Source organism: Acidisoma sp. S159, from assembly GCF_009766125.1.
Classification (GTDB): Bacteria; Pseudomonadota; Alphaproteobacteria; order Acetobacterales; family Acetobacteraceae; genus Acidisoma.
On the sequence record NZ_LMUG01000048.1, the window covers coordinates 61,763 to 78,227 of the forward strand.

Here is a 16,465-nt window from a genome sequence, read left to right on the forward strand (position 1 = left end):
TATACGCGCTGCTCCAACCAGCAACCGCCGTTCGGAATGAAAGATCTGTTGTTAGGCAATGCCGTTGACGCTGAGGTCCCAGCGGACGACAAACCGCCGCCATGTCCCCACCCTCGCAAGCTGCTCCGACATCCTGGATTCTGAGCGAACCCTATGCCGGTTTGCAGGCACAGGCCCTGGGCCTGGCGGAAGCGGCGGGTCTCACGCCTGACCTGCGCACGCTAACATCCCGCTTCCCCTGGAACTTCATCTCTCCGCCGCGCTGGCCCTGGCCGCTGGCGGCCGTGAACCGGGACGCCCTGGCAGGCAGGCTGCCGGATGTCGTCGTCGGCTGCGGCGGGATGGCGGGAGCCGTAGGCGCAGCACTGCGGGCGGGCGGGCAACGTGTCGTCCATGTCCAGCATCCACGCATGCCGCTGCGGCGCTTCGACCTGGTGGTCGTCAACCGGCATGACGAGGTGACCGGGCCGAATGTCATCACCACCCGAACCGCGCTTCACCGCGTAACCCCGGCGCGGCTGGCCGAGGAGGCGGCGCTGTGGCAGGCGCGGTTCGCGCATCTGCCCCGCCCGCTCGTTGCCGTTCTCATCGGTGGCACCAACGGCCGGTTCCGCTTGACGACTGGCGTCGCCGAGGGTCTGGCAAAGTCTCTCGCCGCCATGATGGCCGCGGATGGTGTCGGCCTGGTTCTCACGCCCTCCCGCCGCACGGATCCGGCGGCCACCGAAATCCTGCGCAGCGCCCTCGTGCCGCTCGGCGCCGCCGTCTGGGACGGCACGGGCGACAACCCCTATTACGGCATGCTCGCCCTCGCCGATATGATCGTGGTCACCACCGACTCCGTGTCGATGGTGTCGGAGGCGGCGGCCACCACGGCGCCGGTCATGCTGGCCGCCTTGCCGGGCCGCTCGCGCCGCATCGGCCTCTTTGTCGATGGGCTGATCGCCGAGGGCCGCGTGCGGCCTTTCGCCGGCCGGTTCGAGCCTTGGCCGGTCACCCCTCTGGACGACACGCCAGCGGCGGCGCAGGAAATGCGCCACAGGCTCGGCTTCTGAGACAGGCGGGACAGATGCTCGACATCCAGACCTTCGACGCGGTGCGCGGCGGCAATGTTCTGTACAAGGCGCTGGCTCATCCCCTTGCCGCCGAGCGGGTCGCTGTCCTGGCGGAGCGGCTGCGGGATCGCGGCCCGGTCGCGCTGTTCGACCCCGAAGGCGTGGCCGCCGCACTTCTCACTCTATACCCGTCGCTCCCGGTCACTTCGCTTTTCGTCCAGGACGTTCGCCATGTCGGCGCCATCCGCGCCGGGCTGGTGGCCGAGCCGCTGCTCGATCTCGCCGCCAGTGGCGCGCGCACCGTGCTGCTCGCCGGCTTCGACGCCCGCCGCCCGCTCGCCTTGTTGCGCGACCTGCTTCCGGAGACGATCGAGGTGCTGAGCCTCGACGAGCTGCGCCTGCCGGAGGAGCGGCTCACCAATCCCAAGCGCTACCTCGACCCGTTGAACTTCGCGATGAACTTCGCCTTCTTCCGCGACGCGGCGGGACTCTCTACACGGGTTGTCACCGCCAATTACTGGGCGGGCTACGGCGCGAAATCGGTCCGCTTTTGCCTCCGCCTGTTCGGCGCCGCGGGCGAGGTGCTGGCGAATTGGGAGCAGGCCGCGCCCGCTGGCGCGGGCGGCATCGTCTTCGACAGCCGCGAGATCCGCGCCCGCTTCGGCCTCGGCGAATTCACCGGCCAGCTTTTCATCCATGCGATCGGCGTGGCCGGCCATGACATTGTGAAATACGCCGTCGACACCATCGGCGAGGGTGCCGAGCAAAGCCTCTCCTGCACCCACGACGCCAACGCCTGGCCGTCCGACCGCTATGCCGGCCTGCCCGCGCCACGACCCGACGAGCGTGTGCTACTCTGGGTGCAGAACAGCCACGGCTCGCCCATCCCCGCAGGCAGCCTGGCGCTCGACCGTATGGGACGCGAGGCGCCGGTCATGCTGGACGAGCCGATCGGCTCCTTCGCCAGCCGCGCCATCGATGTCGCGGAGCTGCTGCCCGGTCTCCGCTGGCCGGAACAGGTCGAGTTCCGCAGCGGCCGCCATGTCGTGCGGCCGCGCTACGAGGTCATTCGCGGCGGCCGCACGCGCATCGCGCATGTCAATGTCGAGCGGGCCGATCTCCAGCCTGATCCGGGCATCCCGGCGCTCTCCAACGCACTCGGCCGGGGCTTTCTGCTGCCGCTGCCGATCCTGCCGCGCAATGATTATCGCAGCATCGTGCTGCCGACGCCGATGGCCGAGACCGAGAGCGATCTTCCGTTGCGCATCGACCTGTTCGACAGCGAAGGCAGATCGCTCGGCCAGCATTTCCTCGGCTGCCTGCCGCGCGACCATGCGACCGCCGTCGATCTCGAGGAAATGCTGCCCAGTGGCGCTCTCGCGGATCTCGGTGGCCATGCCGAGCTGGTCTATGACTTTCGTGACGGCGGCAGCGCGAATGGCTGGCTGCATGCCCTCATGCGCTATGAGACGCGCGATGGCAGCCATGCCGCCGAAACCAGTTTCGGCGCGCATATCTTCAACACGCTGATGACCTACAAAGGCGAGCCGCAATCCTATTCCGGGCCGCCGCCCGGTCTGAGCACGCGCCTTTTCCTCAAGCTGGGAGACGAGCAGCGCGCCAGCTTCGCGCATCTCATCTACTCCGCCTCGGCGCCCTGGAAGCCGCGCTCGCAGACCGCGCTCATCCTGCATGACGGGGAGGGCGAGGTGCTGGCCGAGGAGGCTCTGTCGATCGCTTGCTCCGGGTCGGCGCTGGTGCGGCCTGACCGGGTTTTCGGCCCCGACCTGCTCAACAAGGCCGGCTCGCGCGGCTACGTGCTCATCCGCGACACGACCTGCCGTCTCTTCGGCTACCACGGCCTGATCGATCCGCGCGGCCGTTTCTCGCTCGACCACATGTTCGGGTTCTAACCGGCCCACCGTCCACAGGCTGATTCGCCGCCAATGGTCAAGTTGACGGCATGGCTGGACTGCGTAGTCTGACGTCTGATGTGTTTGCGAGCCATTGGAGGTCGTTTTTGCGTCGTTGTTTGTTCCTTGGCTTCCGGCTGAACCGCCGGTCCGCGCCGCCGAGCGCCGAAATCCGGGCGTGACGATGGCCGCGCGAGCGGATGCGAATATTGGTTCCCCGGTCGAGATCAGGGGCCTGACCAAGCGGTACGGCACCCACTACGCGCTGCGTGACATCGATCTGATTGTCGAGCGCGGCGAGCTGTTCTCCCTCCTGGGCAGCTCCGGTTGCGGCAAGACAACGCTGTTACGGTCGCTCGCCGGTTTCGTGCGCCCCGACGAGGGTTCCATTCTCATCGGCGGCCGGGATGTCACCCGCCTCGCGCCCTATGAGCGGCCGGTCAACATGATGTTCCAGTCCTACGCGCTCTTCCCGCATCTGACGGTGGAGGGGAATATCGCTTTCGGACTGCGCCGGGACCGGCTGGCGCGGCCGGAGATTGCCCGTCGTGTCGATGAAGCGCTCGAACTCATCCGCATGTCGGATTTGCGCCGCCGCATGCCGCAACAGTTGTCGGGTGGTCAGCGGCAGCGCGTGGCCCTGGCCCGCGCCGTCGTCAAGCGCCCCCAGGTGCTGTTACTGGACGAACCGCTTTCCGCGCTCGATCGCAAATTGCGTGAGAGCACGCGGATGGAACTCGTCGCGATCCAGGAGCAGATCGGCATCACCTTCGTTCTCGTCACGCATGACCAGGACGAGGCACTCACGATGTCGAGCCGCATCGCCGTGATGTCCGAAGGCCGCATCGTCCAGATCGGCACGCCGACGGAAATCTACGACAAGCCGCGCAACCGCTTCGTCGCCGACTTCATCGGCTCGGTCAATCTTTTCGAGGGCGTCGTCGCCTCAATCAGCGCCGGCATCGCGACGGTGGAATGCGCGACGCTTTCGGCCCGTTTGCAGGCCGCCGATCGCGGCTTCGCTGTTGGTGACAAGGTTGCGCTCGCGGTGCGGCCTGAACGCATGACGATCTCGCCCCCCGAACCTGCGGCGCCGTCATCCGGGTGCTTCGCCGGCATCGTGTCGCATCACTCCTTCGCGGGCGACCGGCATCTCTACCGTGTGGCGCTCGAAGGCGGTGCCGTTGTTCAGGTCGCGCAGCTCAGCGCGGGAACGGATGGACGAGCCTTTCCGCGCGGCGAAGCCGTCGAGGTGAGCTGGGACCCAGCCTCAAACGTTCTGGTCGGGCCCTGATGCGCTGGGGCACCCTGTTTCGTTTGCCGCGCGACAGGCGAAGCGTCGTGATCGCGCTCGTGCTCGGCTGGTACGTGATCTTCTTCATGATCCCCTTCTTCCTCGTGCTGAAGATCTCGCTGTCGCGCCTGTCCGACATGATCCCGCCCTACGCGCCAATGTTTACCTTCGACGGCATGCGCCTCGCCATCACGCTGACCTTCGAGAATTTCTCGCAGCTCCTGTCCGATCCGATCTTCGTTCTGTCCTATCTCGGCTCGCTGCAAACCGCCGCGATCACCACGATCTTTTGCATCCTTCTGGGCTATCCGCTGGCCTATGCCGTCGCCGCCGCCAGACCCTCCGCCCGCCCGAGCCTTCTGCTGCTGATGACGATCCCGTTCTGGACATCCTTCCTCATCCGCATCTACGCCTGGATCGGCATCCTCAAAGACAATGGTCTGCTCAACAACCTGCTCATATGGCTGGGCGTGATCGCGCATCCGCTGCGCATCATGAACACCTCGACCTCGATCTATATCGGGATGGTCTATTGCTATCTGCCGTTCTTCGTCCTGCCGCTCTACGCCGTACTCGAGAAGATGGACTGGTCGCTGCTGGAAGCCGCGAGCGATCTCGGCTGGCGGCCCTTCCGTGCCTTCTGGGCCATCACGGTGCCGCTGTCCCTGCCGGGTGTCGCGGCCGGTGCGCTGCTCGTCTTCGTTCCCGCGACAGGCGAGTATCTCATCCCGCGCATTCTTGGCGGCGCGGTCAATCTGATGATCGCGCCGGTGCTGTGGGACTCGTTCTTCGTCGCGCGGGATTGGCCGATCGCCTCTGCCGCCACGGTGGCGCTGGTCCTGCTATTGCTCCTGCCGCTTGCTTTCGTGGAACGCGCCCGTTCGGCTGCCGCGGAGGCCCGGGCTTGAACGCCACGCTGACCCCGGCCGGCCGGCGCCTGCTGTTCGGCGTGCTCGTCGCCGGCTTCAGCTTTCTGTACGCGCCCATCATCCTGGTGGTTCTTTATTCCTTCAACCGCTCGACCTCGACCACCGTATGGAGCGGATTCTCGCTCCGCTGGTACGCCGAGCTCCTGCAAAACGACGACGTGTTGCGGGCCGCGCGGCTGTCGCTCGAAATCGCTACGCTCAGCGCGATCGGCGCCACGATTCTCGGCACCCTTGTCGGCTATGTGCTGTCGCGCTTCGGCCGCTTCCGCACACGTACTCTGCTCGCCGGCATGGCGACGGCGCCGCTCGTCATGCCCGAGATCGTGCTCGCGGTGTCGCTGCTGCTGCTTTTCGTGGGTTCGGAAAAACTCACCGGCTGGCCGCATGGGCGAGGCGTCGTCACGATCATTCTCGCCCACATCACCTATACCGCAGCCTTCGCCGCGATTGTGGTGCAGGGACGCCTCGCCGGTATCGACCGTTCCATCGAGGAAGCCGCGCAGGATCTCGGGGCCCGTCCGGTGCCGCTGTTCTTCCTCATCACGGTGCCGATGATCGCGCCCGCGATGATCGCCGGCTTCCTGCTCGGCTTCTCGATCAGCCTGGATGATGTGGTCATCACCCAATTCACCTCCGGCCCCGGCTCCACCACCCTGCCGCTGCTGATCTTCTCGCTCGTTCGGCATGGCGTGAAGCCGGACATCAACGCGCTCGCGACCTTCTTCGTGGTCGCCGCCGTGCTCGTCACCTTCGGCATCGCCATGTTGCAAAGATGGCGATCCACCCGTGCCGGATCCGAGTGACCCGGCAGCCCGACTTTGACCCGTTCTATCGAGCCAACCCCAGGGAGACTGCGATCATGAGAAATGCACTACTCGCCGCCGCCTTCACGATGGCGACCGTTTTCGCGGCCGGTCCGGTCCTTGCGCAGGACATGGACAAGGAAAAGGTCCTGAACGTCTATAACTGGGCGGACTACTTCGCGCCCGACACACTCAAGAATTTCACCAAAAAATACGGCATCCAGGTTCACTACGACACCTTCGGCAGCGACAATGAGATGGAGGCGAAGCTCATGGCCGGGAGTACCGGCTATGATGTCGTCGTGCCGTCGACGATGTTCTATCCACGCGGCATTCACGCCGGCATCTACCAGAAGCTTGACAAGGCGGCGATGCCGAATTGGAAGAACCTCGACACCAAGGTTCTCGACCAGATTTCGAGCAGCGGCACCGATCCCGGCAATGCCTATGCCATGCCATATATCATCGGCTACACCGGCTTCATCTACAACAAGGAGGCGATCGACAAGGTGTTGCCGAATGCGCCGGTCGATAGCCTGCGGCTGCTCTTCGATCCCGCGATTGCCAACAAGATCAAAGAATGCGGCATCAACTATGTCGATTCGCCCGAGGATGTCGTCCAGCTCGCGCTGATCTATCTCGGCAAAAGCCCGAATGACGAGGATCCGAAGGATATCGCCGCAGCCTATGCTTTGCTGAAGTCAGTGCATGGCACGGTGCGGACGATCGACTCCAACAACTACCTGAACGCGCTTGCCGCCGGCGATATCTGCGTCTCCGTCGGCTGGGTCGGCAACGATGTGCAGGCCCAGGCTCAGGCGAAGGCGGCGGGGAAGACATTCCACCTGCAATTCGTGCTGCCCAAGGAAGGCACGCCTGAATATATCGACAACATGGTCATCACCACGGATGCGCCGCACCCGAAGAACGCCGCTCTGTTCCTGAACTACATCATGGACTCGCAGAACAGCGCCGCGATCATCAACTCACTCGGCTACCCCATGGCCAATGCCGCCGCGATGTCGAGCGTGAAGCCGGACATCGCCCATAACCCGACCATCTATCCGGACGCAGACACGATGAAGCGCGTGATCCTGCAGACGCCGCGCACCACGGAGGCCAACCAGGCGGTGTCCAGCGGCTGGGTGAACTTCAAGGCGGGGCAGTAAGAACCGATCTGCGCGCGCAATAGCTGACCACGTCATGCTCGGCGAAGGCCGAGCATCCCCGCCTTCGCCTTCGCCGCAAGCAAGGCGTGGATCCTCGGCCTTAGCCGAGGATGACGTTGGTGGCTGATTGCCAATGCAAATCGGCCATAACAGCAGCAAAACATCGCACAGCCTCCCCGACAGGGGGCGAGGCCTCTACCGCCGGGAGAAATTGTAGGAAAGCGCGTCGCCTCGGTGATAGAGGCGCGCGTACAGCACCGGCGCGCCATCCTCGGTGAAGCAGGTTTCGGTGATGAGCAGCCACGGATCCCGGCGCGTCCAGCCAATCGCGCGACCGACCGGCGCGGGGAGCATCACCGCCGAGATGGACGCGGTCGACATGCGCGGCCGATGATATTGCAGCGCCAGAAGATCGTTCAGCGAACTCGCGAACCGGTCATGCGGCAAATCCTGCGGCAGAAAACTCCGCGGCACCGCCTCCAAGGAATAGATAAGCGGCGAGCCGCCATCCGTGCGCAGCCGCTCGATGAACAGGATCGGCAGATCGGCAGGGCACTGTAGCGCGGCCATGACGGCGGCATCCTCGCCAGCGGTCGCCGCGCGCACCGACAACACCGTGGTACTCGGCCGGTAACCGAGTTCCTCCAACATCTGAGTATTGCTCTCGTATGTCGTGATCGGCCGCGTGACGGTGAGGGCGGAAGCGGCCGAAAGAAATCGCCCGCGCCCGTGTTCCGTGCGGACCAGTCCCTGCTGTTCGAGCAGCCTGAGCGCCTCTCGCAACGTCGGGCGGGAGACGCCGACCCTGATCGTCAGCTCCGCCTCGGAGGGCAGCTTGTCGCCGACCTTCAGCCCCTCGCGCGAGATCAGTTCGACGACCGCATCGCGCGCCTGCAGCCCGATCGATTTTGGGTTGCGCAGTTGGATGAGACCAGCTCCCCAAGCATGTTGTCAGACGTCAGGCAGGCCTTGGATCATGAGGCATCCAGGGGAATTAGGAAAGGCGGCCAGGAAGCTCGCGGGCGAGGGCGTTAAAAAGACGAGCCTACATTCAGGTAGCCCGCGACAATCGATACTGCGAGTGTCGTGGCTATGACCACGCCCCCTCCGCCACCAGAGACGCCCGAAATCATCGCCGCAACTCTGAGGCGCCTCTCGCCCGGCTACGAGGCGACGCCTTTGATCGACCTGCCCAAACTCGCTGCTCACCTCGAGGTCGGGGGCGTATTGGCGAAGAACGAAGGCCAGCGCATGCTCGGCAGTTTCAAGTCACTCGGCGGCACCTATGCCGCATTGCGCGCGCTTGCCCGGGCGGCTGGCACGGATATCGCAGGGATGCTAGCCACGGCGAAGGCCTCCGCCGGGCGGCCGACGCTTCTCTGCGCCAGTGACGGCAATCATGGCCTGGCGGTTGCCGCGGCGGCCCGCCTTGCCGGGGGCGCCGCACGCGTCTTTTTGCACGGCGGCGTGCCGCCCCTTCGCGCCGAGCGGATCGCGGCCCAGGGAGCGGAGATCGTTTGGGTGAACGGCACCTATGATGACGCGGTGGATGCGGCGCATGCGGCGGCCGGGGCAGGGCAAGGCATTCTCATAGCGGATACGAGCGACGACGCGTCTGACCCAGTCGTCGCGGACGTCATGGCCGGCTACGGCGTCATGGCTTGGGAAATCATGCGCCAGGTCGAGGATGCCGCCCATCCGCGCCCCACGCATCTCTTCGTGCAGGCGGGGGTCGGTGGCTTGGCAGCCGCGATGGTGGAGGCGCTCAAACCATGGCTGGCGCCGCCCGCCGCCGTGATCGTCACCGAGCCGGAAGCCGCTGCCTGCATCGCCGCGTCCCTGGCCACGGATCCGCCTCCTCGCGTCCCGGGCGGCCTCGATACCGTCGCGGACATGCTGGCCTGCGGACAGGCGAGCGCTGTTGCCATGCCGATGTTGCGACGCCACAGCGCGCGGGTCGTGACGCTCTCGGAGGCCGCTCTAGCCGCCGCGCCGCGCTTACTGAGCGAGCAGGGCGGCCCCGCAACGACACCGTCCGGCGCCGCTGGCCTGGCCGCCCTCGCGGCACTCATGGCAAACCCGCGGGACGCCGCCGGCTATGGCCTCAGCGCCGATAGCCGCGTGCTGATCCTGGTGACGGAAGCGGCCCTCGACGGCCAGGCAACCTGACGCCGCCTTTCGCTGCCCCGGCACGTCTTGCGCGACTGAACGTCAAACCTTCTCGGTGGAAGCGCGATAGATCGCGTCGATGGACTTCGCGAGTGCCGTGTTGAACTCCTCGTCGCTCATCTGACGCGTAAGGCCCTCGGTCAGAGCCCGCGAGAAACTCGCGATCATGCCATGGTTGGCGGCCAGGCGCTTGCAGGCATCGGCCTGCGAATAGCCCCCGGACAATGCCACGACGCGCGCCACGCGCTTGTGCTTGATCAGCGGCGCGTAGAGATCCGTAACGTCCGGGATGGTCAGCTTGAGCATCACCTGGCGGCCCTCAGGCAAGGCGTCGAGCTTGCTGGTCAGTGCCGCCAGCAGAATGGCTTCCGCGCCGGGCTTGTCCGGGCTCTTGATCGAAACTTCCGGCTCGATGATGGGCATCAGCCCGTGCGCGGCAATCTGTGCCGCGATCGCGAACTGCTGTGCCACGATGGCGGCGATGCCCTCTTTCGACGGCAGGTTGATGACCGAACGCATCTTGGTACCGAAAACGCCGAGCTTGAGCGCCCGCGTAAGCAGCGTATCGAGCCCCGGTATCGGCTTCATCAAGCTTACGCCATTGCCCTCCGCCTCAAGCCCCTTGTCGACCTTCAGGAAGGGGATGACGCCCCGCTGTTCCCAAAGGTATGTCGGAACCGGCTTGTCCTGTGCCAGCCCGTCCATCGTGTTTTCGAACAGGATCGCGGCGATGACCTTGGCGCCGGTGAAAGCCGGCGAGGTCATGATGCGCACGCGCATCTCGTGCATGAGCCGGAACATTTCGGCATCGCCGCTATAGGCGCTGTCCGGAATGCCATAGAGGCGCAGCGCACCGGGGGTCGAACCGCCGCTCTGGTCAAGGGCTGCGATGAAGCCGCCCTTTCCGGAGATTTGCGCTAGCATCTTTTCATTGGCCATGACCGTCATCCTTCACTTGAGGCCGCTGCGCTCAAGAGAGACGCGCGGCCTCGACCGATTGCCCGCGAGCCGGCGAGAGTATTGGCACGGCGTTCAAGTTCCACGCAATCTCTGCCCAGGCCGCCATTGCGACGTCATTGGAAGATCATTGCATGACGATGTTTACGGTTCCGGGATTGGATTAACGCTTCAGAAATTACGCCGCGCTAACCTGATCCGCGAAGAGCGCTATAACGCGCGGAGGCCGGAACCTGGTCGTTCGGGCCGTCGGACTGGTGGGTGCGACAGGGATTGAACCTGTGACCCCCGCCGTGTGAAGGCGATGCTCTACCGCTGAGCTACGCACCCAGTCCATGGATCGGCGGCGGGACCTCTAAGGGCTTTCCGCCCTGGCAGCAAGAGCCTGATCACGCGCGAATGCAACCACGCTTGCGGCATGGTAACCTTCTGGTAGCTATCCCGCTCCTATGGGCTCAGAGCCTAACCTACAGCGGGATGAACCAAATGGCGGTCCGCCTCAGCGAAGTCCGATGGCAGCAACTGGCCCTGGCGCCGGGGAGCGATTTTCGCGGCGTCCTTAGCCTCGGCTTGCTCGCCGCCTGGGCCTATTTTCTCTGGCAAGCACTGCAACTGCCGGCCTTCTCCGGCCTGTTGGTCGGCGCCGATCCGCTCCTGCTATCCGTGGTCGCGAAGGGTCGCGTCGTTCCCGACCTCGGGCTGATCGTGGCCGGAATGACGGTGTTCCACTTCCGCCGCCAGTTCCGCCATACGCTGGAATTCGGCCCGGCGGGCCGCGTAATCCTGCAGACCGCGCTATGGCTCGCGGTGCCGCTCCTGGTAGCGCTGCTGCTTGCCGTCGGCCTCAAGCTCGCCGCTGGTTGGCGTGGCCCGGCACTATGGCCTTGGCATGACCCCTGGAGCCGCCCTCAGCTCTTCATTATCGGCTTCGCGCTCGCCTATACCCTGCTGCTGCCGCCGCTCCTCCACATGCTGTGGGCGGACACCGCCGAGATCCCCCTATCGGTCCCCCCGATCGCACTCGGAATATACGGGTTCATGTTCTGGACCGGGATCGACCGCAACGGCTGGGTCTGGGCTTTGCGCCTGCCGGTGGACTTCACGCTCGGCTTCGCGCTCGCCTCCAGCCTGTTCCGCGGCATGAAGTATTTCACCGTCGTGCGGTGGCACGGCGTCATCATCGGCTGGCTGACGCTGCTCGGCGGCAGCATCCTTCGAACGCCGGGCCTTTTCATGCTCGGCTTCATTTTGCTCGCGCTATGCTTTGCCATGGGAGAGCGCATGCGGCGCTTGCCGGGGGAGGGTGCGCTGCTCGCCTGGGCCAGCACCGCGCCGGCGATCTTCCTCGTCCAGCCTGTCATTCTCCTGGCCTGGACGCTCTGGGGTGCCCACCTCGGGCTGACAGCTGGTCACGGGTTGATTGTCGCGGCGGTCCTCACCCAGTTGCTCGCGGCTGCGCTCTTTCTCGGCATTCAGCGGCCAATTCTATGGGCGCTGCCCGTGCCGCCGGCGCCCTAGTGAGCCACACCGCAGCCCTTAGCGATGACACCGGACCCGTTGCCGCTCTTCGCACGACCCTCCTCGTCCATGACCTGCGCAACAGCCTGGCGGTTATCGAGGCCGCGGTGACCGGCCTCGCCCTACGTCCGGATCTTTCCGCCGAGCTGCGAGAAACGCTTGGCCTCGTCGCGCGAATGACGCGTCGGACGACGGGTCTCGCTCGCCTGCTACTGCCCGTGCCGCCAGAGGCAATCCCCGCAGAGGAGCTCGATGATCGCATCCGCATGCTTGCCCCGGAGCTGACACTCGCCGCCGGGCCCGCGCTTCGCCTCGACCTGCGGCTCGCCGCCCCGCCCGGAACGAAATTGCCCGATCCGGCAGCCCTCGACCGCATCCTGATGAACCTCATTTCAAACGCGCGCGCCGCGGCGGACGAGAGCAAAACCGGCACCCGGATCGAACTGAGAACAAGAGCCGTGGCCGGCGGCGTCGTGATCGAGGTGGAGGATGACGGCGCCGGCATGCCCGCCGACATCGCCGCGCGACTGGCTCCATCCGTGCTTCTCGATGGCGTCCCGGAGGAGCCATCGATCTCACCGGAGGGTCACGGCCTTGGCCTTGCCTCGGTAGCGACGCTCGTCCGGTCTCTCGGCGGATTCCTCGCGGTCGAGACCGGCGAGGCCAAGGGCAGCCGCTTCGTCATCACCCTGGACAGGAGCGGAGTATCGCCAAAGCTCGAGACGGAACGCTGCCGCGACGTGCTGCTGGTCGAGGACGATCCTACCCTCCGCTCGTATCTTGCCCTCATCCTGCGTGACGAAGGCTGGGTGCCGCAGGGCTTTGCCTCAGCCGAGGAAGCGTGGCTGCAGGTCAAGAAGTGTGGGGGGGCGCCCGCCGCGCTCATCACCGACCTCTCGCTGCCGGGCGATTGGACAGGGCGGGAACTCATCCGGCAACTGCGTCGGCGCTGGCCGTCTCTCCCAGCAATTTTGCTGTCAGGCTACGGCCCGTCGGAGGCTGACAGGCAGCCGCCGTATTTCGCGCATATGACGAAACCGATCGACGCCGCGGCGCTTCTGGGAGAGCTTGAAAAGCTGACCGCTGCAACGTGACGCCGCCCGGCGGCCTTGGCATCATTGCGCTTTACTGGCTTCCCACCAAGTGTTTCGCATAATGCAGCAATACGCGCTGCGGCATGTTCGAGCGAAAGGACCCCGGCCCATGAGCGACTTCGAGTCCGACTCCCCGACCACGGCGAAGAATGTCGCGGATGACCTGGCAATGCTGAAGAACGACGTCGCCGCCCTCATCAAGCAGATGAAGGAGCTTGCGGTGCGGGAGGGTTCGCGCATTGGTCAGGATGCCGCCGAGCGTATCAGCGGTACCGCGGCCAATGTGTATGACAACGTGTCGAAGCAGGGGAAACGCTCCGCCGAAGCCGTCAGCCAGCATGTCGAGGAGCAGCCGATTTCCAGCTTGCTCATCGCCTTCGCCGCCGGCTTCGTCTTCAGCAAGCTGTTTACGCGCTGACGGGCGGGGGCCCGTCCATGGCATCGATTCAGCGCCTGGTAAGGCTGGGCGCGGCCCTCGCCTTCAATCCCATGACCATCGTCGAGGATGCGGCCGCCGCGGCGCGCCGCACGGCGGTCCTGATCATCTGCATTCTGGTCGCCGGGGTGATCGTTCTTCCCGCCGTCGGCTGCCTCGCGGCGGCGCTTTGGATCTTCGTGCAGCACCGTCTGGGGCCGGTCTGGGCCGCGGTGATCACGGCGGCGGCGCTGATCCTACTCGCGATAATCGTGCTTCTTGTGGGCGTCATGCAATCCAAGAAGCGCCCTGTTGACCAGGAACGGCGCACCCGGCGCTCATCAACCCCGGCGTCGCTGGCGGCCGCCGGTCTCTCCGCCCTGCCGCCGCCTGACGAGCTTATCGCCCAGGGACGGCGGGCCTTCCGGCAGAACAAAGGGACGATCCTGCTGGCCGCTGGAGTCGCCGGCCTGCTCTTCGGCCAAAATCTACTGCGCCCCCGGCCTCGCTATGTTGTGAGGCCCGAGACGCCAGCTGGGCGTGGATGGCGTTCAATGTTTCGCCGCTCATGACAGCGATGCATTCCAGCCTCGTTGCCATCGGATTTCTGTAACCAGTCGCAAGCCGGAGGCGTATAACGACTGTCTTCTGCGTCGCACCCGGGGGTGGGCGCAGCACTATCATCACCGGATGGTTATCGCCGCTCAGGGATAATCTCTTCCTCGTGATGAGGTCTAAGAACGACCGCCTCTCTATAAACGGTTCAGGACAGTCGAACCGCTTCGCCCGAAAACGTCGCTAGTCTCAGGTCGTTGTCGGCGAAGATTAAAGGAGTTCCTGATGGCTCTTGGCATCAATATCGCACCGGAAGGCAACCTCTCTCGCTACCTCCAGGAAATTCGCAAATTTCCAATGCTGACCTTCGAGGAGGAGCTGAGCCTATCCAAGTCATGGCGTGACAACGGCGATCTCGAAGCCGCTCATAAGCTAGTCACGTCTCATCTTCGCCTCGTCGCGAAAATCGCTATGGGCTACCGTGGCTACGGTCTGCCCATCGGTGAGCTGGTAAGCGAAGGCAACGTCGGCATGATGCAGGCGGTGAAGCGTTTCGATCCGGAGCGCGGCTTCCGCCTAGCCACTTACGCTATGTGGTGGATCCGTGCGGCAATTCAGGAATACATCCTGCATAGCTGGTCCCTCGTTAAGATGGGCACCACCGCCGCGCAGAAGAAGCTTTTCTTCAATTTGCGTCGCCTGAAAGGCCAGATGCAGGCTATCGAAGACGGCGATCTCAAGCCCGAGCAGGTCGCGCATATCGCCCACATGCTGGCTGTGCCGGAACAGGATGTCGTCAACATGAACCGCCGCCTTTCGGCGCCGGATCATAGCCTCAACGCTCCTGTGCGGATGGATAGCGAAGGCGAGTGGCAGGATTGGCTTGTCGATGAGTCCGACAGCCAGGAAACCGAAATCGCCGAGCGCGAGGAGTTGTCGGATCGCAAGGCATTGCTCGCCAATGCGCTGAAGACTTTGAACGAGCGCGAGCGTCACATTCTCATCGAGCGGCGCCTGAAAGACGATGCGACGACGCTTGAGGATCTGTCGCAGCAGTATCGCATCTCGCGCGAGCGGGTTCGGCAGATCGAAGTCCGTGCTTTCGAGAAACTGCAGAAGTCGATGAAGGCGCAGATTGCCGACCGCCGTAAGATTCTGCCCGGCGAGGTTGAAAAGCTCCGTATCGCCGCGTAACGCGGTTTCGCAAAGAAGCGACAAAAGCCAAGCTCGAAAGAGCTTGGCTTTTTTATTGCGCAGCGCGTATCTCAGCCGTCTTCGCGAAGCGGCATCGTATGCGCGGCCCAAAATGCAGCCCGCCGCGCGCCCCGCCGGCGGCGCGTGCGCGTCTCCAGCCGCACCGCAAAGAGAACCGTCGCCAGTGCGACAGCACTGAACGCGCAACCGCCCCAGGGCAACGCGTCATATCCAATGCCCGCCGAAACCATCAGCCCACCCGTGGAAGCGCCAATCGCATTGCCGAGGTTGAAGGCACTTTGGTTGAGCGTGGAGGCAAGGCTAGGCGCCGCCTGAGCCTGATCGACCACGCGGGTTTGCAGGCAGGGCCCAACGCCGAAGGCGAGCGCGCCCCAGATCATCAAGGTCACGACGGATGGGATGGCGTAGTGGCTCGTGCGGGTGAAGATCGCTTCGACCACGATCAGCACGCAGAGCAGCACGATAACGGAGAACATCAGCCGCCAATCGGCCAGCCGCCCGCCCATCAGATTGCCGAGGGTGATGCCAACGCCAAACAGCAAAAGCGCGACGCTCACCCCATGCGGCGAGATGCCCGAAACCGTCTCCAGCATCGGCGTGATATAGGTGAAGACGGTAAACAGCGCCGCCGAGCAGATGGCGCTGGTCGCCATGGCCAGCAGCACCTGCGGATGGGCCAGCGCATGTATCTCGCGGCCCAGCCGCATGCGCCGCGCCTGCCGCACATCCGGCACCCAGATAACGAGCGCCACGAAAGCCGCCACGCCGATGACCGACACGGCCCAGAAGCTCGCCCGCCAGCCATAGGCCTGGCCGAGCAAGGTACCGAAGGGCACGCCGAGCACATTGGCGAGCGTAAGCCCCGAGAACATCAGCGATATCGCCATGGCGCGCTGGTGGCGCGGCACCACGTCCGCCGCCACGATCGCGCCGATCCCGAAGAAAGCGCCATGCGCGAGCGCGGTGAAGACCCGCGCCGCCATGAGAAGATCGAAACTTCCTGACAGGGCGCAGAAGACATTGCCCAGGACGAAGACCGCCATCAGCACCAGCAGGGCCCGTCGCCGCGGTAGCCGCGCTATCAGAACCGCCATGATGGGCGAGCCGATCGTCACCGACAGCGCATACATCGAGACGAGCTGGCCCGCCGCCGGGATGGTGACATCGAGGCTGCGGCTGATCTCCGGCAGCAGCCCCATGATGACGAATTCCGTCGTGCCGATCCCGAAAGCAGCGGCGGCGAGCGCGAGAAGGGCAGGCGACAGTGTCACATTCAGGCTCCGAGGGCAGGAGCCTCATTATACGGGCGACCCCGCGCCTTCGAAGCTTCTATTTCGCAGTTGCGAGATGATATCGGGCGCGGGCGAAAGCAGCATGTC

Annotated in this window: 15 protein-coding genes and 1 tRNA gene; 12 read left to right on the forward strand and 4 right to left on the reverse strand. The window is 64.9% G+C overall.

Annotated features, from left to right (window positions below):
- Nucleotides 1-101: 101 nt before the first annotated feature.
- The 6 genes from GSQ92_RS15345 (at nucleotide 102) to GSQ92_RS15370 (ending at nucleotide 7,163) form a co-directional block, all read left to right on the forward strand.
- A complete protein-coding gene (locus tag GSQ92_RS15345) occupies nucleotides 102-1,055 on the forward strand; it encodes a mitochondrial fission ELM1 family protein (RefSeq protein ID WP_158802706.1) in 954 nt (317 codons plus the stop codon).
- A 14-nt stretch (nucleotides 1,056-1,069) separates the two neighbouring features.
- Entirely contained in the window at nucleotides 1,070-2,968 is a 1,899-nt protein-coding gene (locus GSQ92_RS15350; protein ID WP_158802705.1) for a hypothetical protein, read from the forward strand.
- Between the two features lie 184 nt (nucleotides 2,969-3,152).
- Nucleotides 3,153-4,262, forward strand: coding sequence for an ABC transporter ATP-binding protein (locus GSQ92_RS15355; RefSeq protein WP_158802704.1), 1,110 nt, complete (start codon nucleotides 3,153-3,155; stop codon nucleotides 4,260-4,262).
- A gap of 47 nt (nucleotides 4,263-4,309) precedes the next feature.
- Nucleotides 4,310-5,170 carry an ABC transporter permease subunit gene (locus GSQ92_RS15360; RefSeq protein ID WP_254065592.1) on the forward strand — a complete coding sequence of 287 codons (861 nt, stop codon included), beginning with the start codon at nucleotides 4,310-4,312 and terminating at the stop codon, nucleotides 5,168-5,170.
- The gene (locus tag GSQ92_RS15365) at nucleotides 5,167-5,994 is read left to right on the forward strand and encodes an ABC transporter permease subunit (protein WP_254065591.1); all 828 of its coding nucleotides are present in this window, start codon (nucleotides 5,167-5,169) and stop codon (nucleotides 5,992-5,994) included. The genes GSQ92_RS15360 and GSQ92_RS15365 overlap by 4 nt, the downstream gene beginning before the upstream one ends.
- Nucleotides 5,995-6,050: 56 nt before the next feature.
- Nucleotides 6,051-7,163, forward strand: a complete 1,113-nt coding sequence (locus GSQ92_RS15370) for an extracellular solute-binding protein (RefSeq protein WP_158802702.1) — start codon at nucleotides 6,051-6,053, stop codon at nucleotides 7,161-7,163.
- 195 nt (nucleotides 7,164-7,358) lie between these two features.
- Here the strand turns inward: GSQ92_RS15370 and GSQ92_RS15375 are convergent, their stop codons facing one another.
- A complete protein-coding gene (locus GSQ92_RS15375; protein ID WP_371418559.1) occupies nucleotides 7,359-8,090 on the reverse strand; it encodes a GntR family transcriptional regulator in 732 nt (243 codons plus the stop codon).
- Nucleotides 8,091-8,255: 165 nt separating this feature from the next.
- On the opposite strand from GSQ92_RS15375, the gene GSQ92_RS15380 reads away from it, so the two are divergent.
- The gene (locus tag GSQ92_RS15380; protein WP_158802700.1) at nucleotides 8,256-9,332 is read left to right on the forward strand and encodes a pyridoxal-phosphate dependent enzyme; all 1,077 of its coding nucleotides are present in this window, start codon (nucleotides 8,256-8,258) and stop codon (nucleotides 9,330-9,332) included.
- Between the two features lie 42 nt (nucleotides 9,333-9,374).
- Here GSQ92_RS15380 and GSQ92_RS15385 read toward each other — a convergent pair whose 3' ends face one another.
- Both GSQ92_RS15385 and GSQ92_RS15390 read right to left on the reverse strand, forming a co-directional pair.
- Complete coding sequence (locus tag GSQ92_RS15385) at nucleotides 9,375-10,271, reverse strand: fructose bisphosphate aldolase (protein WP_158802699.1); 897 nt, start codon at nucleotides 10,269-10,271, stop codon at nucleotides 9,375-9,377.
- A 273-nt stretch (nucleotides 10,272-10,544) separates the two neighbouring features.
- Nucleotides 10,545-10,619: transfer RNA gene (locus tag GSQ92_RS15390), tRNA-Val, on the reverse strand.
- A gap of 156 nt (nucleotides 10,620-10,775) precedes the next feature.
- On the opposite strand from GSQ92_RS15390, the gene GSQ92_RS15395 reads away from it, so the two are divergent.
- From GSQ92_RS15395 to rpoH, 5 genes are all read left to right on the forward strand, one after another.
- Nucleotides 10,776-11,807 (forward strand): hypothetical protein, encoded by a 1,032-nt coding sequence (locus GSQ92_RS15395; RefSeq protein ID WP_158802698.1) that lies wholly within the window; start codon nucleotides 10,776-10,778, stop codon nucleotides 11,805-11,807.
- Nucleotides 11,807-12,901 (forward strand): HAMP domain-containing sensor histidine kinase, encoded by a 1,095-nt coding sequence (locus GSQ92_RS15400; RefSeq protein WP_159013661.1) that lies wholly within the window; start codon nucleotides 11,807-11,809, stop codon nucleotides 12,899-12,901. The genes GSQ92_RS15395 and GSQ92_RS15400 overlap by 1 nt, the downstream gene beginning before the upstream one ends.
- A 109-nt stretch (nucleotides 12,902-13,010) precedes the next feature.
- On the forward strand, nucleotides 13,011-13,319 hold the full coding sequence (locus GSQ92_RS15405; RefSeq protein ID WP_158802696.1) for a YqjD family protein: 309 nt from the start codon (nucleotides 13,011-13,013) through the stop codon (nucleotides 13,317-13,319).
- Nucleotides 13,320-13,336: 17 nt separating this feature from the next.
- On the forward strand, nucleotides 13,337-13,888 hold the full coding sequence (locus GSQ92_RS15410) for a phage holin family protein (RefSeq protein WP_158802695.1): 552 nt from the start codon (nucleotides 13,337-13,339) through the stop codon (nucleotides 13,886-13,888).
- 268 nt (nucleotides 13,889-14,156) lie between these two features.
- The gene (gene rpoH, locus GSQ92_RS15415; RefSeq protein ID WP_174246649.1) at nucleotides 14,157-15,065 is read left to right on the forward strand and encodes an RNA polymerase sigma factor RpoH; all 909 of its coding nucleotides are present in this window, start codon (nucleotides 14,157-14,159) and stop codon (nucleotides 15,063-15,065) included.
- A 71-nt stretch (nucleotides 15,066-15,136) separates the two neighbouring features.
- Here rpoH and GSQ92_RS15420 read toward each other — a convergent pair whose 3' ends face one another.
- Nucleotides 15,137-16,357, reverse strand: a complete 1,221-nt coding sequence (locus GSQ92_RS15420) for an MFS transporter (protein WP_254065590.1) — start codon at nucleotides 16,355-16,357, stop codon at nucleotides 15,137-15,139.
- Nucleotides 16,358-16,465 lie beyond the last annotated feature (108 nt).